Annotated in this window: 17 protein-coding genes; 10 read left to right on the top strand and 7 right to left on the bottom strand. The window is 38.9% G+C overall.

Annotated elements, in window-relative coordinates; genetic code table 11:
* The first annotated feature begins 2 nt into the window (after positions 1–2).
* Positions 3–800, top strand: a complete 798-nt coding sequence (locus SKC36_RS05395) for an SDR family oxidoreductase (protein WP_459465095.1) — start codon at positions 3–5, stop codon at positions 798–800.
* Here SKC36_RS05395 and SKC36_RS05390 read toward each other — a convergent pair.
* Positions 765–1,988, bottom strand: a complete 1,224-nt coding sequence (locus tag SKC36_RS05390; protein ID WP_459465093.1) for a nucleoside permease — start codon at positions 1,986–1,988, stop codon at positions 765–767. The two genes, SKC36_RS05395 and SKC36_RS05390, sit on opposite strands and share 36 nt — an antisense overlap.
* Before the next feature lie 306 nt (positions 1,989–2,294).
* On the opposite strand from SKC36_RS05390, the gene SKC36_RS05385 reads away from it, so the two are divergent.
* Positions 2,295–2,765: a DUF3592 domain-containing protein gene (locus SKC36_RS05385; protein ID WP_459465091.1), complete on the top strand. Its 471-nt coding sequence runs from the start codon at positions 2,295–2,297 to the stop codon at positions 2,763–2,765.
* 55 nt (positions 2,766–2,820) lie between these two features.
* Positions 2,821–3,651, top strand: a complete 831-nt coding sequence (locus SKC36_RS05380; RefSeq protein ID WP_459454214.1) for an inositol oxygenase family protein — start codon at positions 2,821–2,823, stop codon at positions 3,649–3,651.
* A gap of 94 nt (positions 3,652–3,745) precedes the next feature.
* Here the strand turns inward: SKC36_RS05380 and SKC36_RS05375 are convergent, their stop codons facing one another.
* The gene (locus SKC36_RS05375) at positions 3,746–4,258 is read right to left on the bottom strand and encodes a nuclear transport factor 2 family protein (RefSeq protein ID WP_459454215.1); all 513 of its coding nucleotides are present in this window, start codon (positions 4,256–4,258) and stop codon (positions 3,746–3,748) included.
* A gap of 17 nt (positions 4,259–4,275) precedes the next feature.
* A complete protein-coding gene (locus tag SKC36_RS05370) occupies positions 4,276–5,505 on the bottom strand; it encodes a serine hydrolase domain-containing protein (protein ID WP_459454216.1) in 1,230 nt (409 codons plus the stop codon).
* Positions 5,506–5,661: 156 nt separating this feature from the next.
* Here SKC36_RS05370 and yidD point away from each other — a divergent pair, with 156 nt between their 5' ends.
* The 4 genes from yidD (at position 5,662) to SKC36_RS05350 (ending at position 13,093) form a co-directional block, all read left to right on the top strand.
* Positions 5,662–5,859, top strand: a complete 198-nt coding sequence (gene yidD, locus SKC36_RS05365; protein WP_459454217.1) for a membrane protein insertion efficiency factor YidD — start codon at positions 5,662–5,664, stop codon at positions 5,857–5,859.
* 28 nt (positions 5,860–5,887) lie between these two features.
* A complete protein-coding gene (locus SKC36_RS05360) occupies positions 5,888–9,199 on the top strand; it encodes a VCBS repeat-containing protein (RefSeq protein ID WP_459465089.1) in 3,312 nt (1,103 codons plus the stop codon).
* 139 nt (positions 9,200–9,338) lie between these two features.
* Positions 9,339–11,120 carry an acyl-CoA dehydrogenase gene (locus SKC36_RS05355; protein WP_459454219.1) on the top strand — a complete coding sequence of 594 codons (1,782 nt, stop codon included), beginning with the start codon at positions 9,339–9,341 and terminating at the stop codon, positions 11,118–11,120.
* A 14-nt stretch (positions 11,121–11,134) separates the two neighbouring features.
* Positions 11,135–13,093 carry a M1 family metallopeptidase gene (locus tag SKC36_RS05350; RefSeq protein ID WP_459465086.1) on the top strand — a complete coding sequence of 653 codons (1,959 nt, stop codon included), beginning with the start codon at positions 11,135–11,137 and terminating at the stop codon, positions 13,091–13,093.
* Between the two features lie 106 nt (positions 13,094–13,199).
* Here the strand turns inward: SKC36_RS05350 and SKC36_RS05345 are convergent, their stop codons facing one another.
* From SKC36_RS05345 to hemA, 4 genes are all read right to left on the bottom strand, one after another.
* Entirely contained in the window at positions 13,200–14,063 is an 864-nt protein-coding gene (locus SKC36_RS05345; RefSeq protein WP_459454221.1) for a prephenate dehydrogenase, read from the bottom strand.
* Complete coding sequence (locus SKC36_RS05340) at positions 14,050–15,228, bottom strand: pyridoxal phosphate-dependent aminotransferase (protein ID WP_459465084.1); 1,179 nt, start codon at positions 15,226–15,228, stop codon at positions 14,050–14,052. Before SKC36_RS05340 ends, SKC36_RS05345 begins: the two co-directional genes overlap by 14 nt.
* A gap of 220 nt (positions 15,229–15,448) precedes the next feature.
* Positions 15,449–15,898: a regulatory protein RecX gene (locus SKC36_RS05335; RefSeq protein WP_459454223.1), complete on the bottom strand. Its 450-nt coding sequence runs from the start codon at positions 15,896–15,898 to the stop codon at positions 15,449–15,451.
* A gap of 6 nt (positions 15,899–15,904) precedes the next feature.
* Positions 15,905–17,191, bottom strand: coding sequence for a glutamyl-tRNA reductase (gene hemA, locus SKC36_RS05330; protein WP_459454224.1), 1,287 nt, complete (start codon positions 17,189–17,191; stop codon positions 15,905–15,907).
* Positions 17,192–17,295: 104 nt separating this feature from the next.
* Here hemA and SKC36_RS05325 point away from each other — a divergent pair, with 104 nt between their 5' ends.
* The 3 genes from SKC36_RS05325 to serA are packed head-to-tail and all read left to right on the top strand — an operon-like array spanning position 17,296 to position 21,020.
* A complete protein-coding gene (locus SKC36_RS05325; protein WP_459465082.1) occupies positions 17,296–18,120 on the top strand; it encodes an SDR family oxidoreductase in 825 nt (274 codons plus the stop codon).
* Between the two features lie 4 nt (positions 18,121–18,124).
* The gene (locus SKC36_RS05320; protein WP_459465080.1) at positions 18,125–19,117 is read left to right on the top strand and encodes a YheT family hydrolase; all 993 of its coding nucleotides are present in this window, start codon (positions 18,125–18,127) and stop codon (positions 19,115–19,117) included.
* Entirely contained in the window at positions 19,110–21,020 is a 1,911-nt protein-coding gene (gene serA, locus SKC36_RS05315) for a phosphoglycerate dehydrogenase (protein WP_459454227.1), read from the top strand. Before SKC36_RS05320 ends, serA begins: the two co-directional genes overlap by 8 nt.
* Positions 21,021–21,027: the final 7 nt, after the last annotated feature.

Below are 21,027 nucleotides of genomic sequence, written 5' to 3'. Positions count from 1 at the left end.
TCATGAAATTTATCAACCAAGTTGTTTGGATCACCGGTGCTTCCTCAGGCATTGGAGAGGCCTTAGCGCATGCCTTTGCTCAAGAAGGTGCTCATCTCGTACTGTCCGCTCGCAGGGAGTCAGAATTACAAAGAGTAGCTAACCAATGTCAAACGTATGGACATAGTGTTTTGGTCTTGCCTTTTGATATGGTTCAATTGGAGCTGCATGATGCCATGCTAGAACAGGTCTTATCTACTTTTGGGCGAGTAGACATCATGGTACTTAATGCAGGAATTAGTCAGCGATCTTTTGTAGAGGACACCCAATTCGATGTCTACAGGAAATTATTTGAAATCAATTTTTTCTCGATTGTGTCTCTGACTCAAAAACTATTACCGGTTTTTAAAAAGCAGGGTTCAGGTACCTTCGTACCTATTGCATCGGTTGCGGGCCGAATATCCACTCCAAGAAGGGGGGCTTATGGAGCTTCCAAACATGCCCTAATTGGTTTTTTTGACGCTGTTCGTGCAGAAGTTCATGATCTGGGGATCAAGGTTTGTACAATTTTACCCGGATACATCAAGACCAATATATCCTTACATGCCATGAATGAACATGGCCAAGCTTATGGAAAAATGGACCCTAATCAAGCGAAAGGTCTAGACCCCAATATTACAGCGAAAGGGATAGTGCAGGCCGTTTTTCAACAAAAAAATGAATATTTCATCGGAGGAAAACTGGAAGCGCTTGGTTTGTTTGTCAAGCGCCTCAGTCCATCTTTATTATTTTGGATGATCCGTAAAATCAAAAATACCTAAGCCACAACTTCTTTTTTTTTCACTGAAGAAAAGAATAAATAAAACCAGTACCAAGCCAGCTATGGCTGCAGGAACCATCCAGACTGCCTGCCAGTTATGTACTCCATTAACCGTATAATGGTCCAAAATTATTCCTGATAGTTTGGAGCCAATGCCCATTCCAACCCCGTACGTGGCAAGTGTAATCAAACCTTGGGCTGAATTTTTTACTTTTTCCCCCGCTTTTTGATCGGTATAGATTTGACCTGTCACAAAGAAAAAATCGTAACAAACTCCATGTAGAATAATGCCCAAGAATAAAATCCATTCAGAACTTATTCCATCTCCATAACCGAAGCACAGGAATCGGATAACCCAAGCTATCAAACCTACAATCAACATCTTTTTAACACCTAAACGTGTAAAGGCTACAGGAATTAATAACATGAAAATGACCTCAGATGCTTGACCAAACGACATTTTGTTCTCTACATTTTGCATGTGAGAATCTGTTAATGAAGGATTGGCTAAGGCATAATAAAAGGATAGAGGAATGCAAATTAAAATAGAGGAAACAAAGAAAATGAGGAAGGATCGATCCTTGAAAAGTTGTAAGGCATCGATTCCTATGATTTGTCCAATGGATGAATTTTTGTCTGCCTTGGGAGGAGTGTCTGGTAGAAAGAACGCATAAATTCCCAAAATAAAAGAACTTATCATGGATATCTGAAATATAGCTACCTGATCTCCTAAGGCCAAAAAACCGATGATATTGGTCACAACAATCCAGGCCACTGTTCCCGTTACTCGAATACTAGGAAACTCTTTTTCTGGATTATTCATTTGATTCATCGCGATGGAATTAGAGAGCGCTAGGTTAGGAGCGAAACATAGCGTGTAAGCTAGAATATACCAAAAGAACGTTTCTGGGTCTTTATTTTGACTCAAGAAATATAAGATTATACCCCCCAATATATTTAAAACCCCCATTACTTTTTGGGCAGAAAAAAAACGATCGGCAATTAATCCAACAAAAAACGGAGCGCTAATACAGGCAATTGAAAAAGTAGTATAGGCATTTCCTACTTGATCTCCCGTGGCATGTAAGGTGGTTAATAGGTATTTACTCATTTGACCATACCATGATCCCCAAGAAAAGAACATGAGAAACATCATGGTCATTAATTGAATTCGAGTGCTGTTTTTCATTTTAGCGTGTTTTGAGTGAGCCAAAAATACAAATTTGAATGAATTTTACTTCTTTTAGAAAATAATTTTTAGCCTCTATTGATGATTATTTTGAACTCTTCTAATAGCTTTTTCCCATTTTTTTTATTTAAAGGCTAAAATTTTAAACCCTAAAACAGAAAATTGACAAAAATATTTCAAAAAACAGCCAAAATAGGCATTAAGTAACTATTAAACGCAAACTCTTAAGTATTTGATTTTCAATGATATTTGTTGTTAGTTTGGCCAAAATTCAGGGAAATTAAAGCGCTCATGGATTTGTGTTACATGGAATTGAATTTTATTTTTTTGATTTCGGCTAGGCCAACGGGTAATTTTCAAGGATCAACCTTTTTGTTTATGGCTCTGTTCGCGGTCATTGCCCTAGTACTTTTGGGTGTTGGCGGAAGATTATACCAAAAACGTAAAGCATGGATTGAACACAGTAAATTAACCTACGGGAGAGTCGTAGAGATTTCTCGTCGATATGCCCGCGGAGACCATGCAGGTCGTTTCCCAATTTATTTTCCAATCGTTTCATATCAAGTAAATGGACTTGAATTTCGTCGTGAGGCGGAAAGAGGTCTGATGAAAAATTATGAGATTGGTCAGGAAATTCCAGTTCGATATTTATCTGAAAAACCGTATGAGGCCTCATTAAACGACCAATCTGTACCCGTTTTGAGCCCTAACGTATTTTTTATTCTTGGTTTACTGATGCTGCTTAGCGCGATTATTTTGTCAGTAATACATCCCTAATTTTTATTTTTAAAATCTTAGTTTGTAATTTGTAACTCAAATTATTTAAAGAACCATGGAAACTACTATTGCCAAGGAAAAGAGTGAATTCAGAAATTACGAGCAAGGAGATATTACAGCTGCAGTAAAAGAGCATTATAGAAAGATGCGTTCGCGTCAAACCTATGATTATGTTCAAAAGATGAAGAAAAAGTATTTGACTTTTGAACGTCCGATGGATTTATGGGAAATGATGGAGCGTTTGAATGCTTTGGTAGACGTCAGTGATCCAGACTTAAATCTTCCCAATGTAATCCATTTATTGCAAACAGCTGAAGGACTTCGTGCTGAAGGTCGTCCGGATTGGATGCAGTTAGTAGGATTAATTCATGACTTAGGTAAAGCCATGTATTTATTTGGAAGCGATGAAGATGGAACCTCTCAAGCAGAACAATGGGGATTAGTAGGCGATGTGTTTGCCGTTGGATGTAAATTCCCAGATTCTTGCGTATATCCAGAATTCAATGCCTTGAACCCAGATTCATTGGTGGATTTATACAATACTGACTTAGGTGTTTATGCTCCAGGTTGTGGTTTAGATAATTTAGAATTGGCTTGGGGGCATGATGAGTACCTATATCAGGTATTGAAAAATCATAAGGATAACAAAATTCCTCATGCTGGAATGGTCATGATTCGTTACCATTCTTTCTACCCTTGGCACACTGGTGGTGCTTACAAGCAATTCATGAATGCTGAGGATGAGCAGTACTTAGCTTGGATCAAAGATTTTAATAAATACGATTTGTATACCAAATCGCCTAAAGTACCTGATTACAACGAGTTGAAGCCTTATTATGAGCCAATCGTTGAGAAGTATTTAGGTAAAGGCCCTATCTATTGGTAGTTCCTATTCGCTACAAATAATTAAAGGTAAAAAGAAAAGCCCAAGCATTGCCTGGGCTTTTCTTTTTACCTTTTGTTATGGAGTAAAATCTATTTTACCAACCATCATCTTTTTTCGGTTTAACTACTTTCTTACTCGTATTTGCTGGAGTTTTCGCTGCAGTTATCCCCGCTGATCCTTTTATTTGAACGTCATTGTCAACCCGACTAAAAACCCGACAAACAATTTTCCATTCGTCATTCACCTTCAATAAGCTCAACAAATCAATGTATTTGAAGTCTTGAAATTCAAGTTCTACCGTAGCCGTAGCTGAAATTCCAGCATAGGAATAGGCCACTAATTTGGTCGTGGCTTTGGCTCCACCGGCAGGAGTATTGCGGATAAAGTTTCTAACTGGGAAATCTTGGATTTTACCCGTGCTTGCATTAAATGTTCGTAAAATGGCCGTTGAATGAAAAGCCTTGCCTAATAAAGCGGTATCACCTTTAGTTATTCCATCTAAATAGGCATTGACCGTATTTTTGATGGCCTCGTCGTCTTGTGCCCAAGCCATTGTGCTAAAACACAGGCAAGCTAGGCAAGTGAGTAAAGTAGTTTTAATTTTCATGATTTTGTCGAATTAAATTATATCCCACCGGTAAATTCCATCGGTAGGGCTTCGCCTTTCATAAATAAAGCTGTTTTTTCTGGATATAGAATCGATTGAACGATATTAACTCTGCCCAAAGAATGGTTGGCCATATTTCCTAGGATAATAATGGCTGAATTATCTTTGGCGTTGTGTAAATAATAGTTTTTAAAACCATGCCACCAACCGGTATGGTAGGTAAGCCATTCACCATTATCTAACTGAGTCAATCTCCAACCAAAACCATAGTTTTTAGGCAAAACGTTAGGCGTGCGATGTTGCGGTGAAAAAGCTTCTTCCAAAGTGCTTAATTTGACAATGGATTCATTATTCAAGGCCATATCCCAATGGTGCATATCATCTACGGTAGAGTAAATTCCTTTATCACCCACTACGCCATCCAAATGATCAAAACCTACCACCGCCGGCTGACCTCTTCTAGGAGAATATCCCGTAGCAGCCGTTTTTAGCATTTCCGGATGCATGGGGTCATAAACAAAGGTGTTGTGCATTCCTGCTGGTTCGAAAATGTGCTTTTTCAAATATCCACGGAAATCTTCCCCACTTAAACGTTCTACGATGTAGGCTAGTAGTAGGTAATTCGTATTGTTATAACTGAACTTGGCATTAGGACGATAATCGATTCGAGGTTTTAAACGAATCATCATATCAACAACCATTTTATTAGTCAGTGGGCTTTTCTTATTGTAGAATTTATCCAAACAATAGGCATAGTTAGGCAAACCCGAACGATGTGTTAATAAACTACGGATGGTTAAACTGGAATCGTATGGAAAGCCTGGGATATGCTGATAGATGGGATCATCATAATTAAGCTGATTTTTTTCCTTCAATTGCATGATGGCAACAGCAGTAAACTGTTTGGAAACAGAGGCCAACTGAAAATGGGTTTGCGTGGTTAAGGGGTTCTTCGTGAAGTAATTAGCAAAGCCAAAGGCTTTTTTATAAATGATTTTACCATATTGGGAAACAAGCACCACTCCATTGAACCCTGTTTTGCTATGTAATTTTTGAAAAAAAGTATCCAATTTGACAGCTTTCTGCTTTGCAACCGTTGGATTGTATAGGGAAGCAATGCTATCATTTCTTTTTTCTGTGGCAGAACTGAATTCAAAAAGGTGTCCTGGTTGATGAGAACAAGATAGAATCCCGATAAATGCACTTAGGGAGAATAAAAAGATGGATTTTGGGAGATTCAATTTCATGAACAGGTAAGTCTTTTTATGCTACACAATATAGTAGAAATGTATAGTTTTTTCAACTCAAAAGCGGTAAAAACCAATAAATTTGAGTGAAAAAGACTTATTTTTGAAAATCAGTCATCAAAAATGGGATTTATTTCAACTCTATTAAGGCATTTCATGCTATTGCTTCTTCGGCTTTACCAAGGAATGATTTCTCCATTTTTACCCAATGCTTGTAGGTATTCCCCCACCTGTTCTGAATATGCCAAACAGGCTTTACTTAAACATGGTATTTGGAAAGGAACTAAATTAGCTGCGAAACGTATCGCGCGTTGTCATCCATGGGGAGGCAGTGGTTATGACCCAGTTCCTTAAGGGGGAATGATTAAGAAAATGTAATGTTATGCGCTTACTTTTATATTGTAGTGTAATTTCTTGTTTACTGTTTTCATGTTCGAACAAAGAAGAAACGCTTTTTGAAGAATTGCCTGCATCTGAAACAGGGATAGATTTTGCCAATAATATCAAGGATAGTAAAGATTTTAATATTTTCAATTATCGAAATTTTTACAATGGAGGGGGAGTTGCCATCGGTGATGTGAACAATGACGGATTATCTGATTTGTTTGTAAGCTCTAATTTAGAAGACAATAAATTATACCTCAACAAAGGCAATATGCGTTTTGAGGATATTTCTAAACAGGCAGGAATAGTTGGGAAGAAATTTTGGTCTACCGGAGTCACATTTGCTGATATCAATGGCGATGGTCTGATGGACATATATGTTTGTAATTCAGGTTCTCTCGATTTGAGGGGTAATCAGTTGTATCTAAATCAAGGGATTAAAGCCGGAATTCCTCGCTTCAAGGAAGTGGCCAAAGAGGTAGGATTGGAAGATGGTGGTTTTTCTACCCATGCAGCCTTTTTTGACTATGACCGAGATGGGGATTTGGACATGTATTTGTTGAATAATAGCCTGACGCCCTTTGGTAAGTTAGGATACACCAACTCCCGAAATCAACGGGATAAATTGGGGGGAGATAAATTGTTTAGAAATGATTCGGAATTAAGTAATTCGATAAAATTCACGGATGTTTCTGAATCAGCAGGGATTTTTGGAAGTTTAATTGGGTTTGGCCTTGGAATAACCATTGGCGATGTCAACAATGATAATTGGCCAGATATCTATATTTCCAATGACTTTTATGAGCACGATTATCTGTACATCAATCAGAAAAATGGAACATTTAAAGAGGATATTGTCAACGAAATGCCTCATACAAGTTCAAGTTCCATGGGGGCGGATATTGCTGACATCAATGATGATGGTTTTTTGGATATTTATGTGACCGATATGTTGCCCGGAAATGATCAACGCCTTAAAACTACGAGTACATTTGAAGGGTATAATTTGATGGAATTGAAGTTGAAACAAGGTTTTTGGCATCAATACATGCGAAATAATTTACATCTGAACAATGGCGACGGGACCTTTAGTGAAATTGGACAATTAGCCGGAGTTCATGCCACCGATTGGAGTTGGGGAGCCTTGATTTTCGATATGGATAATGATGGCAAAAAAGATATTTTCGTAGCCAATGGTATCGCCAAGGATTTAACTGATCAGGATTTTGTTGATTTTTTAGGGGATAGAAGAACCGTTCAGCAGATATTAAAAGGAGTCAAGTTTGATTACAAGGATTTGACAGATAAAATCCCTTCTGTGCCTATTCAAAATTATGCCTTCAAAAATCTAGGAGATTGGAATTTTGTCAATCAAGCTGATGCTTGGGGACTTGGTGGGCCGGGTTTCTCCAATGGTTCAGCCTATGGTGATTTAGATAATGATGGTGATTTGGATTTAGTGGTTAATAATGTCAATGCTCCTATTTCAGTTTTTAAAAATAAAAGTACTGAGCAGCTAAAAAACCATTACTTAAGGATTAAACTTAAAGGGACAGCAAAAAATGTCAATGGTATAGGTACAACCGTTACCCTATATCAAAAAGGGGCATTGAAGGTGCTCCAACAGATGCCTAATCGAGGTTATCAATCTTCAAGTGATCATCAATTAGTTTTTGGACTAGGCCAATCCGCGATCATAGATTCCATGAAAGTAGTTTGGCCAGACGATGCCGTTCAATGGATTCTTAATCCAAAGTCGGATCAGCAGCTAGTTTTGGACTATAAAAATGCCCAAAAGCAAAGCGCAACTAAGGTCTTTAAAGCGGAAGTTTTGATAGCTGATATAAGCCAAGGCAATTTGAACTATCAACACCAAGAAAGTTTATTCAATGATTTTGATCGAGACGTTTTATTGAAACAAAAGTTTTCCACCCTTGGGCCAGGCTTGGCAGTAGGCGATGTCAATGGAGATGGTTTAGATGATTTGTATTTAGGGGGAGGAAAGGGGCAAGAAAAGAAATTATTTCTGCAACAATCCTCAGGTAAATTTGTCGAAAGAAGTAGCCCAGCTTTTGCTTCCGATGCAACTTTGGAGTGCTCTTATGCTCTTTTTTTTGATGCCGATAAGGATACAGACCTGGATCTTTTGGTGTTAACCGGTAGTAATGAATTTATCCCTACATCACCAGAGTTAGGAGATAAATTATATATCAATGACGGCAAAGGAAATTTTAAAATAAGTACAGGTTTTCCTCAAATTCTAGAAAATGGATCTGTTGCTGCTGCCGCTGATTTTGATAAGGATGGGGACCTAGACTTATTTATTGGATCTAGGCTAATCTCCTCCAAATATGGTTTAAGTCCTTCGAGCAGTTTTTTAGTCAATGACGGACATGGGCAGTTTACGGAACAAAGTAGGCGATTTATGCCCGGTATCTCCGACTTAGGAATGGTAACCGATGCTGTATGGGCAGATATACAGGGAGATGGCTATCTTGATTTAATAGTCTCACAGGATTGGGGAGGTATTTTTATCTTTAAAAATTCAAAAGGGAAGCAATTGCTTTCAGAAGGGAACCTACCCAATTCCAGTGGATTGTGGAATACGATACATGCGGCAGATCTAGATCAAGATGGGGATGTGGATTTTGTTTTAGGAAACATGGGCTTGAATACTAAAATTCACGCCTCAGTAGAAAAACCGGCCATTTTAGACGTGAATGATTTTGATAAAAATGGCACATTGGAACAAATTATTTCCAGCAAATCTGAAGACGGAAATATTTATCCCATGGTATTAAAAGGTGAATTGCAAAAGGCCATTCCATTAATTAAAAAAAGGTTTACCACTTACCAGGATTTCGCCAATAAGACCATCCAAGATTTATTCACAGCTGAAGAAAGAAAGGGTAGTATTCAAAGGCAAATTGTACGGACCGAATCAAGTTTGTTAATCAATGATGGAAAGGGAAATTTTACCTGGTCCAACTTACCCAAAGAGGCTCAGTTTTCTCCAATTAAAGCTATTGAAACCGCTGATTTTAATCGGGATGGGAATTTGGATATTCTTCTAGCCGGGAATTTCTTTGATGTTTTACCAGAATGGGGGAGGTTTGATGCGGATTACGGTTTGTTATTATTAGGTAATGCCAAGGGAATCTATACACCTAAAAAATCTAAGGAAACTGGATTTCACTATTCTGGACAAGTGCGCAAAATGTCTAAAATCCGTACGCGGGCAAATGGTTTTTCGATCCTACTTGCCAAAAATGCCGGAGCGGCGCAACTCTTTAAGGTCCATCAAAAATAATACATAGGATAAGCTGCTTTGGTAAATGCAGTTGAGGGCTGTTTAAATAGCTCTTTGGTTTTGAACTTTTACTAGAAATATAGTATGCTTGCATAATATATTTTTTTTCTGCATTTTTGGATTCCTAATGTATAACAATATGGCAAAAGAATACGATCGTCGGAATCTCGACTTTATTTTAAAAGAAGTGTTGGACTACGGTTCCTTGTGTTCACACCCTTATTTTGCGGATTATACTCCCGATATGTTTGACATGGTATTGGACTCAGCAGAATCTATTGCTGAGAAATACTTACGTCCTCATTTTGTTGATACGGATAGACATCCGGCTGAATTAATTGATGGAACGGTGCATGTGCATCCATCAACAGAGGCCTATGTCAAAGAAATGGGAGAGTCTGGCATGGTTGGTGCAACATTTTCTTATGAGAAAGGAGGGCAGCAATTACCAAGTACGGTAGGTGGAGCTCATGAATTTATTCGTGGAGCGGCAAGTAATTCCATTGTAATGTTTACAGGATTGACGAATGGTGCAGCTCATTTAATTGCCTCTTTTGGCTCTGAAGAGTTGAAAGCAGCCTATGTGCCCAATATGCTGAATGGTCGTTGGACAGGAACCATGTGTTTGACAGAACCCCAGGCAGGAAGCTCCTTAAATGATGTTTCTACCCAGGCCAAGGATCTAGGCAATGGGACTTATTCCATAAAAGGACAAAAGATTTTTATTTCGGGCGGTGATAATCAATTTTCTGAAAATATCATTCACTTGGTTTTAGCTCGTTTGGAAGGTGCTCCGAAAGGAACGAAAGGTATTTCGCTTTTTGTGGTACCTAAACGTAGAAAAGAAAATGGTCAATGGGTTTCCAATGAAGTGATTTCCTTGGGTTTATACCATAAAATGGGTCAGAAGGGGACACCAGCCTTGCACCTTTCATTTGGAGATAAAGGGGATTCCATCGGCTATTTAGTAGGTGAGCCTAACAAAGGTTTATCCTACATGTTTCAAATGATGAACGAAGCGCGTTTGGGCGTAGGAATGGGAGGGGCTTATATTGCTTCGGCGGCTTATCATTTCTCAAAACAATATGCCAATGAGCGTTCGCAGGGGCGTAAATTGAGTAATAAAGACCCAGAAACGCCTCCTACTTTGATTAAAAATCATCCAGATGTTCAACGGATGTTATATTTCCAAAAGGCCATAGTTGAAGGGGCTATGGGATTATTGTTCCAATGTTTTATGTGGGAGGATTATTCCAAATGTTTGAGTGGAGAGGAGGCTGAAAACTACCATACCTTATTGAATTTGATGACACCTGTGGCAAAGACTTATCCTGCGGAGATGGGCTTGCAAGCGGTTAATCAGGGATTGCAAGTTTTGGGAGGTTATGGTTATACGGAAGATTTTCCTTTAGAACAAATGGCCCGCGATGTGCGGATCATGTCTATTTATGAAGGAACTACCGGTATTCACGGATTGACTTTGTTAGGAAGAGAAATACCAGCTAACCAAAGTAAGGCCTTAAAATTATTGTTGAACTTAATTCAAAAGGATATTGAGGAGGCAAAAAAACAAGCCTCAATCAAGCGATATGCAGACGAATTAGAGCAAGAAGTAGGCAAATTGGGTCAGGTAACCATGCACAAATTGAAGATTGCGGGCGAAGGAAAACCTGAATTGTTTTTAGCGGACTCTACCCTATACATGGAGTTATTTGGTTTAATCGTAGTGGCTTGGCAATGGATAAAACAAGGAACCATAGCTAGTAAATCCTTGGAAAGTGGCGTTTCAGCGGCAGACAAAGAATTTTATCAGGATAAATTACATACCATGAAATTCTTCTATCACTATGAAGTACCTAAAGCTTTGGGATTAAATAAACGATTAATGGATACGGAGAATTTAACCGTGTTTGAATCTTAACATTGGAAAAATATATGAAAAGAGTATTAATATTCACTTGCTTACTGTTGACTTGTACTTGGTCAGGAATGGCTCAAACGAAGTCGGCATACAGTGCCTATGAATTATTTCATCCCTTATGGAATTATCAATCGAACTCGCCCTATCGATCAGGTTCAGGGATTCCGGGTCCATCTTACTGGCAAAACGCTGCTGATTATAAAATTCAAGTAAGTTTGGATGAAGAGGCTAGAAAAATTTCAGGGGATGTGGAAATTACCTACAAAAATAATTCCCCCGATAAATTAAGTTTTCTTTGGTTGCAATTAGATCAAAACTCCTTTAATACTCAATCCAGAGGAGGTAAAACGACACCAATTTCAGGAGGACGTTTTGGTAATGTTGGTTTTGATGGTGGATATAAAATTGAGAGTGTTTTAGTAGATGGCAAAGCAACTCCTTTTATCGTGGAGGATACGCGTATGCAGATTCGTTTGGCACAACCAATGGCTGAAAAATTGGGTCAAGTAAAAATTAAGATTGTTTATTCTTTCACTTCTCCTCAAAACGGATCTGATCGCATGGGATTACAAGAGACGAAAAATGGAATGATATTCCAAGTAGCTCAATGGTTCCCGCGTATGTGCGTTTATGATGATATCGAGGGTTGGAACGTATTACCTTATTTAGGTGCAGGAGAGTTTTATTTAGAATATGGAAATTTTGAATACTCAATCAATGTACCTGCATCGCATATCGTAGTCGGTTCTGGCGAATTACAAAACCCTGCCGAAGTTTTCACAGCAGAACAATTGAAGCGTTGGAATGCTGCAGCTAATTCTGAAACTACAGTGATTATTCGTGGCGAAGATGAAGTAAAAAATCCAGCTTCCAGACCAGCTAAAGATCGTTTGACTTGGAGGTTTAAATGTCAAAATGCCCGTGATGTAGCATTTGCTAGCTCGAAATCATTCATCATGGATGCGGCAAAAATTAACCTACCTAGTGGAAAGAAATGCATGGCTATTTCGGTTTATCCAGAGGAATCCAATGGTAAAAATTCTTGGGGCAGGTCAACTGAATATGTCAAAGCTTCCATTGAATATTATTCTAAGTGGTTGTATGAATATACCTATCCAACAGCTACCAATGTGGCTGGAATCGTTTCAGGCATGGAATATCCAGGAATTATATTCTGTGGTTTCCGTGACCAAACGGCCGCACTATGGGGAGTGACAGATCATGAATTTGGTCATAACTGGTTCCCTATGATTGTCGGAAGCAATGAGCGTAAATTTCCTTGGATGGATGAAGGCTTCAATACCTTTATCAACTTTTATTCTACCGATGCCTTTAACGACGGAGAATATAAGAATCGTAAGTTTGATATGCATCAAATAGCTAAACCCATGTTTAGAGAAAATGCGGATCCAATCATGTCGATCCCTGACGTGGTTCAACCTAGAAATTTAGGATGGGAAGCATACAACAAACCGGGTTTTGGATTAAAAATCTTAAGAGAGCAAATTTTAGGTCCCGACCGATTTGACTATGCTTTCAAGAATTACATAAAGCAATGGGCCTTTAAGCACCCTACTCCATATGACTTTTTCCATGCCATGGAAGATGGTGCGGGAGAAGATTTAACCTGGTTTTGGAGACAATGGTTTTTTGAACTTTGGAAGTTAGATCAAAGTGTTAGTGATGTGGTGTACATTGATCAAAATCCAGCCAGTGGCGCCATTGTAACCATTAAGAATTTGGATAAAATGATTATGCCGGGCATTGTAGAGGTCGAATTATCAGACGGTAAAAAAGAAAGATACAATTTCCCTGTGGAAATTTGGCAGCGAGGAGGAAGCTGGGAATTTAAGACTAATACTACTTTGCCAATCAAATCAGTTACTATAGATCCAGATCATGTATTTCCTGATTTGAATCCTCAAAATAATACTTGGAAGCCTTATTCTTACCGGGCACCTAGGTCAAACTAGCTGAAGTTTATTTCATTTGAACCTGGTGTTCTAATTCATTATTACTATACTTTCATCAATACAACTAACATGCTCCAGACCTCGCAAGAAGTCTGGAGCTTATCTTTTATTTGCGGTTCAGAATTCGCCCAATGTCATTGGCTTTCGCTAATTCCTCTTTGAGTTTTTCATAGCTTCCTGATAACATCAATCCTTTGTATTTCAATAGCGTATTAATGTATTCATCCAGGACATCCATTAAGTTTTCTTGGTTTTGATGAAAAATCTGAATCCAGGTTTCTGGGGATGATTTAGCCAAACGAACCGTAGATTCAAATCCAGTGGATGCTAACTCAAATATTCGTTTTTCATCTTTTTCTTTCTCTAAAACCGTATTGGCTAAGGCAAAAGAACAAATATGCGATATATGTGAAATATAGGCCGTATGGACATCATGGCTGATGGAATCCATATAAATCAAATTCATATGTAAGCCATCTTGGTATAAACTTTCGATGGTTTTTTCGGCATCAGGATCACTTAATTCCTGATCGCAAATGACGCAACGTTTGCCTTCAAATAGTCCATCGATAGCTGCCTCTGGTCCAGAAAATTCAGTACCTGCCATGGGGTGAGTTGAGACAAATTGTTTTCTTCTTGGGTGGTTTTTTAAAGCTTCATAAATAGGACTTTTGGTCGATCCCACTTCAATCACAATCTGTTTTTCATTGAATTGGTCCAAAATTTTTGGTAATTGTTCAACCAAATTATCTACGGGAGTAGCTATAATCAGCACGTCTATGACTTGTAAGGCTTGATCCAATGGGAGCAAGCGATCAATAAGGCCTAGTTCCAAGGCTCTTTTTTGGTTTGGACGATTGGTATCAATGCCAATGCACTCTTTTGCCCAGCCAGTTTTACGTAAACCCAGGGCCATGGAACCACCAATTAAACCGATCCCTAAAATTCCTACAACTTTATTTGATTCCATTTGAATGTGTTTTTATGCGGTGAATGGCTGATTCAAAAAGGGAAATGGGGGCACATAGAGATACACGAATATAGCCATTCCCTTGGCTTCCAAATATGCCACCTGGAGTGATGAACACGGCATTTTCTTCTAATATTTTATCTGAAAGCTCATATCCGCTTCCGTAGGTATTGGGGATTTTCGCCCAAACGAACATACCGCTTTGTTTTGGATCATAGGAGCAATTTAATAAGTCCATTAATTGAAATACCACTTGCTGACGCTCAGAATAAATTTTGTTCTGTTGTTTGAACCAATGGGCATCTGCTTTTAAAGCTTCTACGGCTGCCTCTTGCAAAGGTAAAAACATGCCTGAATCCATGTTGGATTTAAAAGTCAAAATAGGTGCTAAAAAACTCTGTTTTCCCAAGACGGCTCCAATTCTCCAGCCCGCCATATTATGTGATTTAGACAAAGAGTTTAATTCAATAGCTACTTCCTTCATACCGGGAATGCTCAACATGCTGATAGGTTGATCATTTAAAATGAAGCTGTACGGGTTGTCATTGACCAATAAGATAGCGTGCTTCAAGGCAAAATCACGTAATTTTTCAAAAAATGCCCAATCGGCTTTAGCACCTGTAGGCATGTGGGGGTAATTCACCCACATGATTTTCACTTTGGATAAGTCTCGTTTAGCTAATTCATCTAAGTCGGGTAGCCAACCATTTGCTTCAGATAGTTCATAGCTTTGTACCTCTGCACCAGTGAGCGCACAGGCCGCTTGGTAGGTGGGATATCCTGGGTTGGGAATTAAGGTGACATCTCCTTTTTCCAAATAGGCCATAGCTATGTGCATGATTCCTTCTTTGGAACCCATTAGGGGTAAGATTTCTGTATTGGGGTCAAGATCTACTTGATATTGAGTTTTATAAAATTGGGAAAAGGCTTCACGGAGTGCGGGAATTCCTTGATATCCTTGATAGGCATGGTTTTCTTTTTTCTGGGCGCTAGCTATCAGCGCCTCTATAGTCGCATCAGAAGGAGCTAAGTCCGGACTACCTATTCCCAAGTTCAGCACTGGGATACCTGAGGCTTTTAAGGCTGCAATCTGTTTTAGCTTGGTAGAAAAGTAGTATTCTTGCACTACTTGTAATCTTGAAGCTGGAGAAATGGTGAAGCTCATAAAACAAAAAAACCGACTTCTGGCCGGCTCATAATAAGTTTAAAATTAATCAATACCTACAATAGCCTATTGGCAAGATGTGAATCCTGCGTAATAATAAGCGTAATAATAGGTAGTGGATTGTTTAATCATGTTCCAAAGGTATAAAAAAAATGTTTTTATACAAACCTTAAACTTTCTGTTCGATAGGGTGCATGCCGAAATTGCTCTCCTTTAGCCCTTAAGAAAGTCGTTGAATGTACATGGAAATTAAATCAGGCTCAAATCCTTTTCGCAGGGCATATTGGTAGCACTTTTGTTTTCTTGCCCAATCATTGGAATCTTTTAGCTGTTTAAATTTTTCGACTATCATGGATTCCAGGGTGGAATCATAGGGAAGTTCGTGTAATTCCCCTAAGGCAGCTTGTACCAAAGCATCTGAAACTTGAAGTCTTTTTAACTCAAATTTTATTTTATTTCTACCCCAAGATTTTTGATTGAATTTTGACCGAACAAATAAGCGAGCAAAGCGCTCTTGATGTAGGTAATTATTGTCTTCTAACCAATCTAGGTAGGCTTGTTGATCCTCCGGTAAAATAGAAAATGAGTCCAATTTCACTTTGATTTCCCAAACACAGCGTTCTTGGTAGGCGCAGTAGCGAGCCAATTTCTGTAAAACCTCCGATTTCATGGGGAATTATTGGATGGGCGAGTTGGAATCAACCTCCTCGTATGCCTCTAAATTAAATAAATCATTCAAGGCATCCACCATGCTATCCGATTCTCCTCGCTTACAAGCAGCTTTTAAATGGATAATAGGTTGTTTGATGATTTTCTGAACCAAACTTGCCGTGATCTTTTCTAATTTCTCTGCCTCTTGAGGATTTAATCCTTTCAAATGACGATTAATTTCTTCTTTACGGATTTGCTCCAAGGCATTTTTTAGTTTGTGAATGGTAGGAGAAACTTCCATTTCTTTTGACCAATCATTGAAACTAATTACAGATTCATCGATGATTCTACGTACATCAGGAACAGAGGCCATTCGAATGCGCAAGGCTTCGTCGGCACGTTCTTTTAATGAGTCAATATTGTATAATAAAACACCTGATATTTTTTCGATGCCTTCCTCAATACTTCTAGGAACTGATAGGTCAATGAAATATTTGAAAGTTAAAATCGATAATTTCTTTAATTCAGCTTGGGTGATAATCGGGTCTTGGTTACGGACAGAAGAAATAATAATATCTGCTTGTGCAATTTCCTTCCATAAATCCTCGATGGGTGCCACCCGGAAAGGTTTATCGTGTGCTATTTTTTCAGCCTTTTCCAAGGTACGGTTCATGATGGTGATTTCAGCGAAATCTTTGTCCTCCATGTTTTTACATACGTCTAAGCCTATTTCCCCCAAACCTAAAATCAATACCTTAGGTTGAGCAATGGCCTGAGACAATTCTTCTGCCAAGGCTACGGTCGCATAAGAAACAGAAGCCGCTCCATCACGGAAAGAAGTTTCTTGGGCAACTCTTTTGTTAGCATAGAAAATAGTATGCATCAAACGATGCAAATATGGTCCTGCTAAATTTAAATCGGCAGACTGTTGGTAGGCTTTTTTAATTTGATTAGGGATTTGTAAATCCCCTACCACTTTAGACTGTAACCCCGTAGCAACTTCAAATAAATGCCTTAAAGAAGCCTCTGCGTCAGATTCAAGATGGAAATAAGGCGTGTATTCTTGCGTTTGATGCAAGCCTTTTTCAATCAATAAACTTTTAACTAAGTCCTGGGAAATATCTTCCGGGGTATTGTAATACACCTCTGTGCGATTGCAGGTTGATACAATCAGCATTTCTTGTAATCCAAAAAGGTCTTTGCATTTGATAGCAAAGGCTCTACTTTCTTCCTCATTTAAGGCTACTTGCTCACGAATCGTGAGAGGAGCAGAGCGATGAGATATACTGATAGACTTAAACGGAATTGACATTAGGTGGTTTTGAAAAATAATTAACAAAAGTACAAACCAAAATTTATTTTATGTACTGTCTTGACAAGAAAATAGTAAATTAGACAAAGTTTAAATAACACACGATGGACTTCAGCAACAAGACAGTTTTTATCACCGGTGCCTCCAGGGGTATCGGATTTGAAATTGCTAAAAAAATGGCTTCAGTGGGCGCAAACGTAGTTATTGCTGCCAAAACAGCCACACCTCATCCCAAATTACCCGGTACGGTTTTTTCTGCTGCCGAGGAAATTGAGCGTTTAGGCGGCCGAGCCTTACCATTAGTCTTAGATATTCGTGATGAAAATCATGTTTTTGAAGCGGTGGAAAAAGCCGTAGAGACCTTTGGGGGGATTGATATCTTGGTAAATAATGCTTCGGCTATTTCATTGACGGGTACCTTATGGACCGACATGAAAAAATATGATTTGATGCATCAGGTCAATGCTCGAGGAACTTTTTTGACATCCAAGGCTTGTTTGCCTCATTTATTAAAATCCTCAAACCCCCATGTCCTAACACTATCGCCTCCATTGAACATCGAAGCGCGCTGGTTTGAAAACCATGTGGCCTATTCCATGGCAAAATTTGGCATGTCACTCTGTACCCTAGGTATGGCAGCGGAGTTTAAGAATAAAGTAGCTTTTAATTCCCTTTGGCCTAAAACCATCATAGCTACCGCAGCCATTGAATTTGCCGTGGGCAATTCGGAGATGTTAGATCGAGCTAGAAAACCTAGTATCATGGCAGATGCCGCCTATGAAATATTCAAGCAAGATCATGTGAGCACCACGGGACAGTTTTTCATCGACGAAGAGGTTTTGCGTGCAGCTAATTATACGGATTTTGATGTATATAAAGTAAATCCAAGCTTGGGTGATCACGAACTAATACCAGACTTTTTTATTTAATACCGTGCCATTAATTCAATCAAAACCCGATTATCAAGCCCCAATTTGGTTACCTGAAGGACATACACAAAGTATGTTTACTGCTTTATTTCGTAAAATAAATGACCTGAAACCGCAGCGGGAAAGGTTCATTTTAAGCGATCAGGATTTTGTGGATTTTGATTGGTATGCTGATACGCCTTTATCCGAAAAACCATTACTCATTATTTCCCATGGCTTGGAGGGAAGTAGTCAGGCCCAATATGTAAGAGGTTTGGCCAAAACCATGTTGGCCCAAGGATTCAATGTGCTGGCGTGGAACTTTAGGTCCTGCTCAGGTGAGATGAATCGGCAACTCAGGTTTTATCATAGTGGGGCTACGGATGATTTAGAAGAAGTGATTCAAACCTGTATTCAACGTGGGGCGAATAGCATTTATTTGGCTGGATTTAGTTTGGGGGGAAATCTAACCTTGAAATGGTTGGGTGAGCAAGGGCAAAATCATCCAAATTTGATTCGAAAAGCTGTGGCATTTTCTGTACCTTTGCACCTTTCAAGTAGTAGCCGAAAGTTGGCACGACGAGAAAATGGACTCTACACTCATCGATTTTTACAAACTCTTCTATCTAAAGCAAAAGAAAAAGCTGTGTTATTTCCCACGGCTGTCGATGTGGCTATTCTACAAAGAATTAAAACATTGAAGGAGTTTGATGATGTGATTACGGGTCCATTACATGGTTTTAAAGATGCAGAAGACTATTATGAACAGAATAGCTCACTGTATTTTTTAGATAAAATTCAGGTTCCTACCTTGGTAGTGAACGCCCAAAATGATCCATTTTTATCGCCCGAATGCCTTCCCGCATCTCAGGCTTCAAACTGGGAACAGGTATTTTTGGAATTGCCAGCTCAAGGCGGGCATTGTGGATTTTATCCTTCAGGTTATCGAGGAACCTTGTGGTCGGAACAACGGGCAATGAATTGGTTTTTGAATAAAGAAACGATTAATTATGTCTAATAAACAGTTGGAACCATTGCACATTGTGATTGATTTTGATAGCACTTTTACCAAAGTAGAAGGGCTAGATGAGTTGGCGAATATCGCCTTACAGGGAAACCCGAAGCAGGGTGAGATTGTCTCTAAAATTCGGGAAATTACGGAAAAAGGGATGGCGGGTTCCTATTCTTTTGCAGATTCTTTGCGTGATCGAGTGGCACTTTTGTCTGCCAACCGCAGTCATGTAGATCAATTAATTACTTTTTTAAAAGGTAAAATTTCCGATTCATTTAAAAGGAACAAGGAGTTTATCCAAGAGCATGCCGAGCAAATCTTAATTGTTTCCAGTGGGTTTAAAGATTTCATTGTTCCTGTAGTTCAGGAATTAGGTATCCCAGCAGAAAATGTATTTGCTAATACGTTTCATTATGACGCGGAAGGAAATATAACAGGTTACGATCATGATAATTTATTGTCGAAGGATCGAGGTAAAGTTAGCCTACTGCAGTCCCTACACTTAGAAGGCGAGGTTTATGTGATTGGTGATGGTTATACTGATTACGAATTACGTGAGGCGGGTTTAGCCAATAAGTTTTTTGCATTTACAGAAAATGTTTCTCGTAAAGTGGTGGTAGAGAAAGCTGATCATGTGGTGCCTTCCTTAGACGAGTTTTTATACATCAATGGATTGAGTCGTGCTCAGTCTTATCCTAAATCTAGGATTAAAGTGTTATTGTTGGAAAACGTTCATCCACATGCAGTACAAGCATTTAAAAAGGAGGGTTTCCAAGTAGAATTATTGAAAGGAGCCTTGGATGAAGCCGAGTTGATGGAGAAAATCAAAGATGTTTCTATTTTAGGTTTACGTTCAAAAACCAATTTGACCAAGAAAGTATTGGAGCATCCCAATGCTGCTCGTTTAATGTGCGTAGGCGCATTCTGTATTGGGACTAATCAAATCGATTTGTCGGAGTGTGAAAATAGGGGGATTGCTGTATTTAATGCGCCTTATTCTAATACCCGTTCGGTGGTGGAATTATCCATTGGTTTAATGGTGATGCTTACGCGTAATATTTTTGAGAAATCCACGCGCATGCATGCGGGTGTTTGGGATAAATCGGCTACCAATTCTTATGAGATTCGTGGGAAGAAATTAGGTTTGGTTGGATACGGAAATATTGGAACACAAATATCCGTGATTGCTGAAGCATTAGGCATGGAAGTTTACTTCTTTGATACGGTCGATAAATTGGCCTTAGGTAATGCCAAGAAATGTTCCAGCTTGAAAGAATTATTGAACTTAGCCGATTTTGTGAGTTTGCACGTTGACGGCAGAAAGGTCAATACCAATATCATTGGAAAACAAGAGTTTTCTTGGATGAAAGACAATGTGATTTTCTTGAATCTTTCCAGAGGTCATGTGGTGGAAATCCCTGCTTTGGTAGAGGCGATTAAATCAGGCAAAGTTTGGGGAGCTGCGGTAGACGTATTTCCTTATGAACCTAAAACCAACGATGAGGAATTCATCAATGAGCTGAGAGGTTTACCCAATGTGATATTAACGCCGCACATCGGAGGCTCTACCGAAGAGGCTCAGGCGAATATAGGGGAGTTTGTTCCTGCCAAATTATTGCAGTTCATGAACAATGGAAGTACGTATGGGTCCGTGAATTTCCCAGAATTACAATTGCCGCCATTGGAAAATGCACACCGCTTATTGCATATCCATCACAATGTTCCGGGTATATTGGCACAAATCAATAATGTTTTTGCCAAGTATCATGTGAATATCATTGGTCAATACTTGAAAACGACCGAGAAAACAGGATATGTCATCACCGATGTGGCCAAGGAATATTCAGAAGAAATCGTCAATGAATTGAAATTGATTGATAATACCATTAAGTTTAGAATGCTTTACTAATTATATG

The sequence above is a fragment of the Aquirufa sp. OSTEICH-129A genome (assembly GCF_054558355.1).
Note: the sequence above shows the minus strand (reverse complement) of the source record. Positions and strands in the feature narration are given on the sequence as shown.

Coding starts and splice junctions, on each gene's coding strand:
- SKC36_RS05370 (WP_459454216.1), bottom strand. CDS start 5,505: ATGAAATTGAATCTCCCAAAATCCATCTTTTTATTCTCCCTAAGTGCA.
- serA (WP_459454227.1), top strand. CDS start 19,110: ATGTCTAATAAACAGTTGGAACCATTGCACATTGTGATTGATTTTGAT.
- SKC36_RS05395 (WP_459465095.1), top strand. CDS start 3: ATGAAATTTATCAACCAAGTTGTTTGGATCACCGGTGCTTCCTCAGGC.
- SKC36_RS05390 (WP_459465093.1), bottom strand. CDS start 1,988: ATGAAAAACAGCACTCGAATTCAATTAATGACCATGATGTTTCTCATG.
- SKC36_RS05335 (WP_459454223.1), bottom strand. CDS start 15,898: ATGAAATCGGAGGTTTTACAGAAATTGGCTCGCTACTGCGCCTACCAA.
- SKC36_RS05350 (WP_459465086.1), top strand. CDS start 11,135: ATGAAAAGAGTATTAATATTCACTTGCTTACTGTTGACTTGTACTTGG.
- yidD (WP_459454217.1), top strand. CDS start 5,662: ATGCTATTGCTTCTTCGGCTTTACCAAGGAATGATTTCTCCATTTTTA.
- SKC36_RS05345 (WP_459454221.1), bottom strand. CDS start 14,063: ATGGAATCAAATAAAGTTGTAGGAATTTTAGGGATCGGTTTAATTGGT.
- SKC36_RS05380 (WP_459454214.1), top strand. CDS start 2,821: ATGGAAACTACTATTGCCAAGGAAAAGAGTGAATTCAGAAATTACGAG.
- SKC36_RS05340 (WP_459465084.1), bottom strand. CDS start 15,228: ATGAGCTTCACCATTTCTCCAGCTTCAAGATTACAAGTAGTGCAAGAA.
- SKC36_RS05355 (WP_459454219.1), top strand. CDS start 9,339: ATGGCAAAAGAATACGATCGTCGGAATCTCGACTTTATTTTAAAAGAA.
- SKC36_RS05360 (WP_459465089.1), top strand. CDS start 5,888: ATGCGCTTACTTTTATATTGTAGTGTAATTTCTTGTTTACTGTTTTCA.
- SKC36_RS05375 (WP_459454215.1), bottom strand. CDS start 4,258: ATGAAAATTAAAACTACTTTACTCACTTGCCTAGCTTGCCTGTGTTTT.
- SKC36_RS05325 (WP_459465082.1), top strand. CDS start 17,296: ATGGACTTCAGCAACAAGACAGTTTTTATCACCGGTGCCTCCAGGGGT.
- hemA (WP_459454224.1), bottom strand. CDS start 17,191: ATGTCAATTCCGTTTAAGTCTATCAGTATATCTCATCGCTCTGCTCCT.
- SKC36_RS05385 (WP_459465091.1), top strand. CDS start 2,295: ATGGAATTGAATTTTATTTTTTTGATTTCGGCTAGGCCAACGGGTAAT.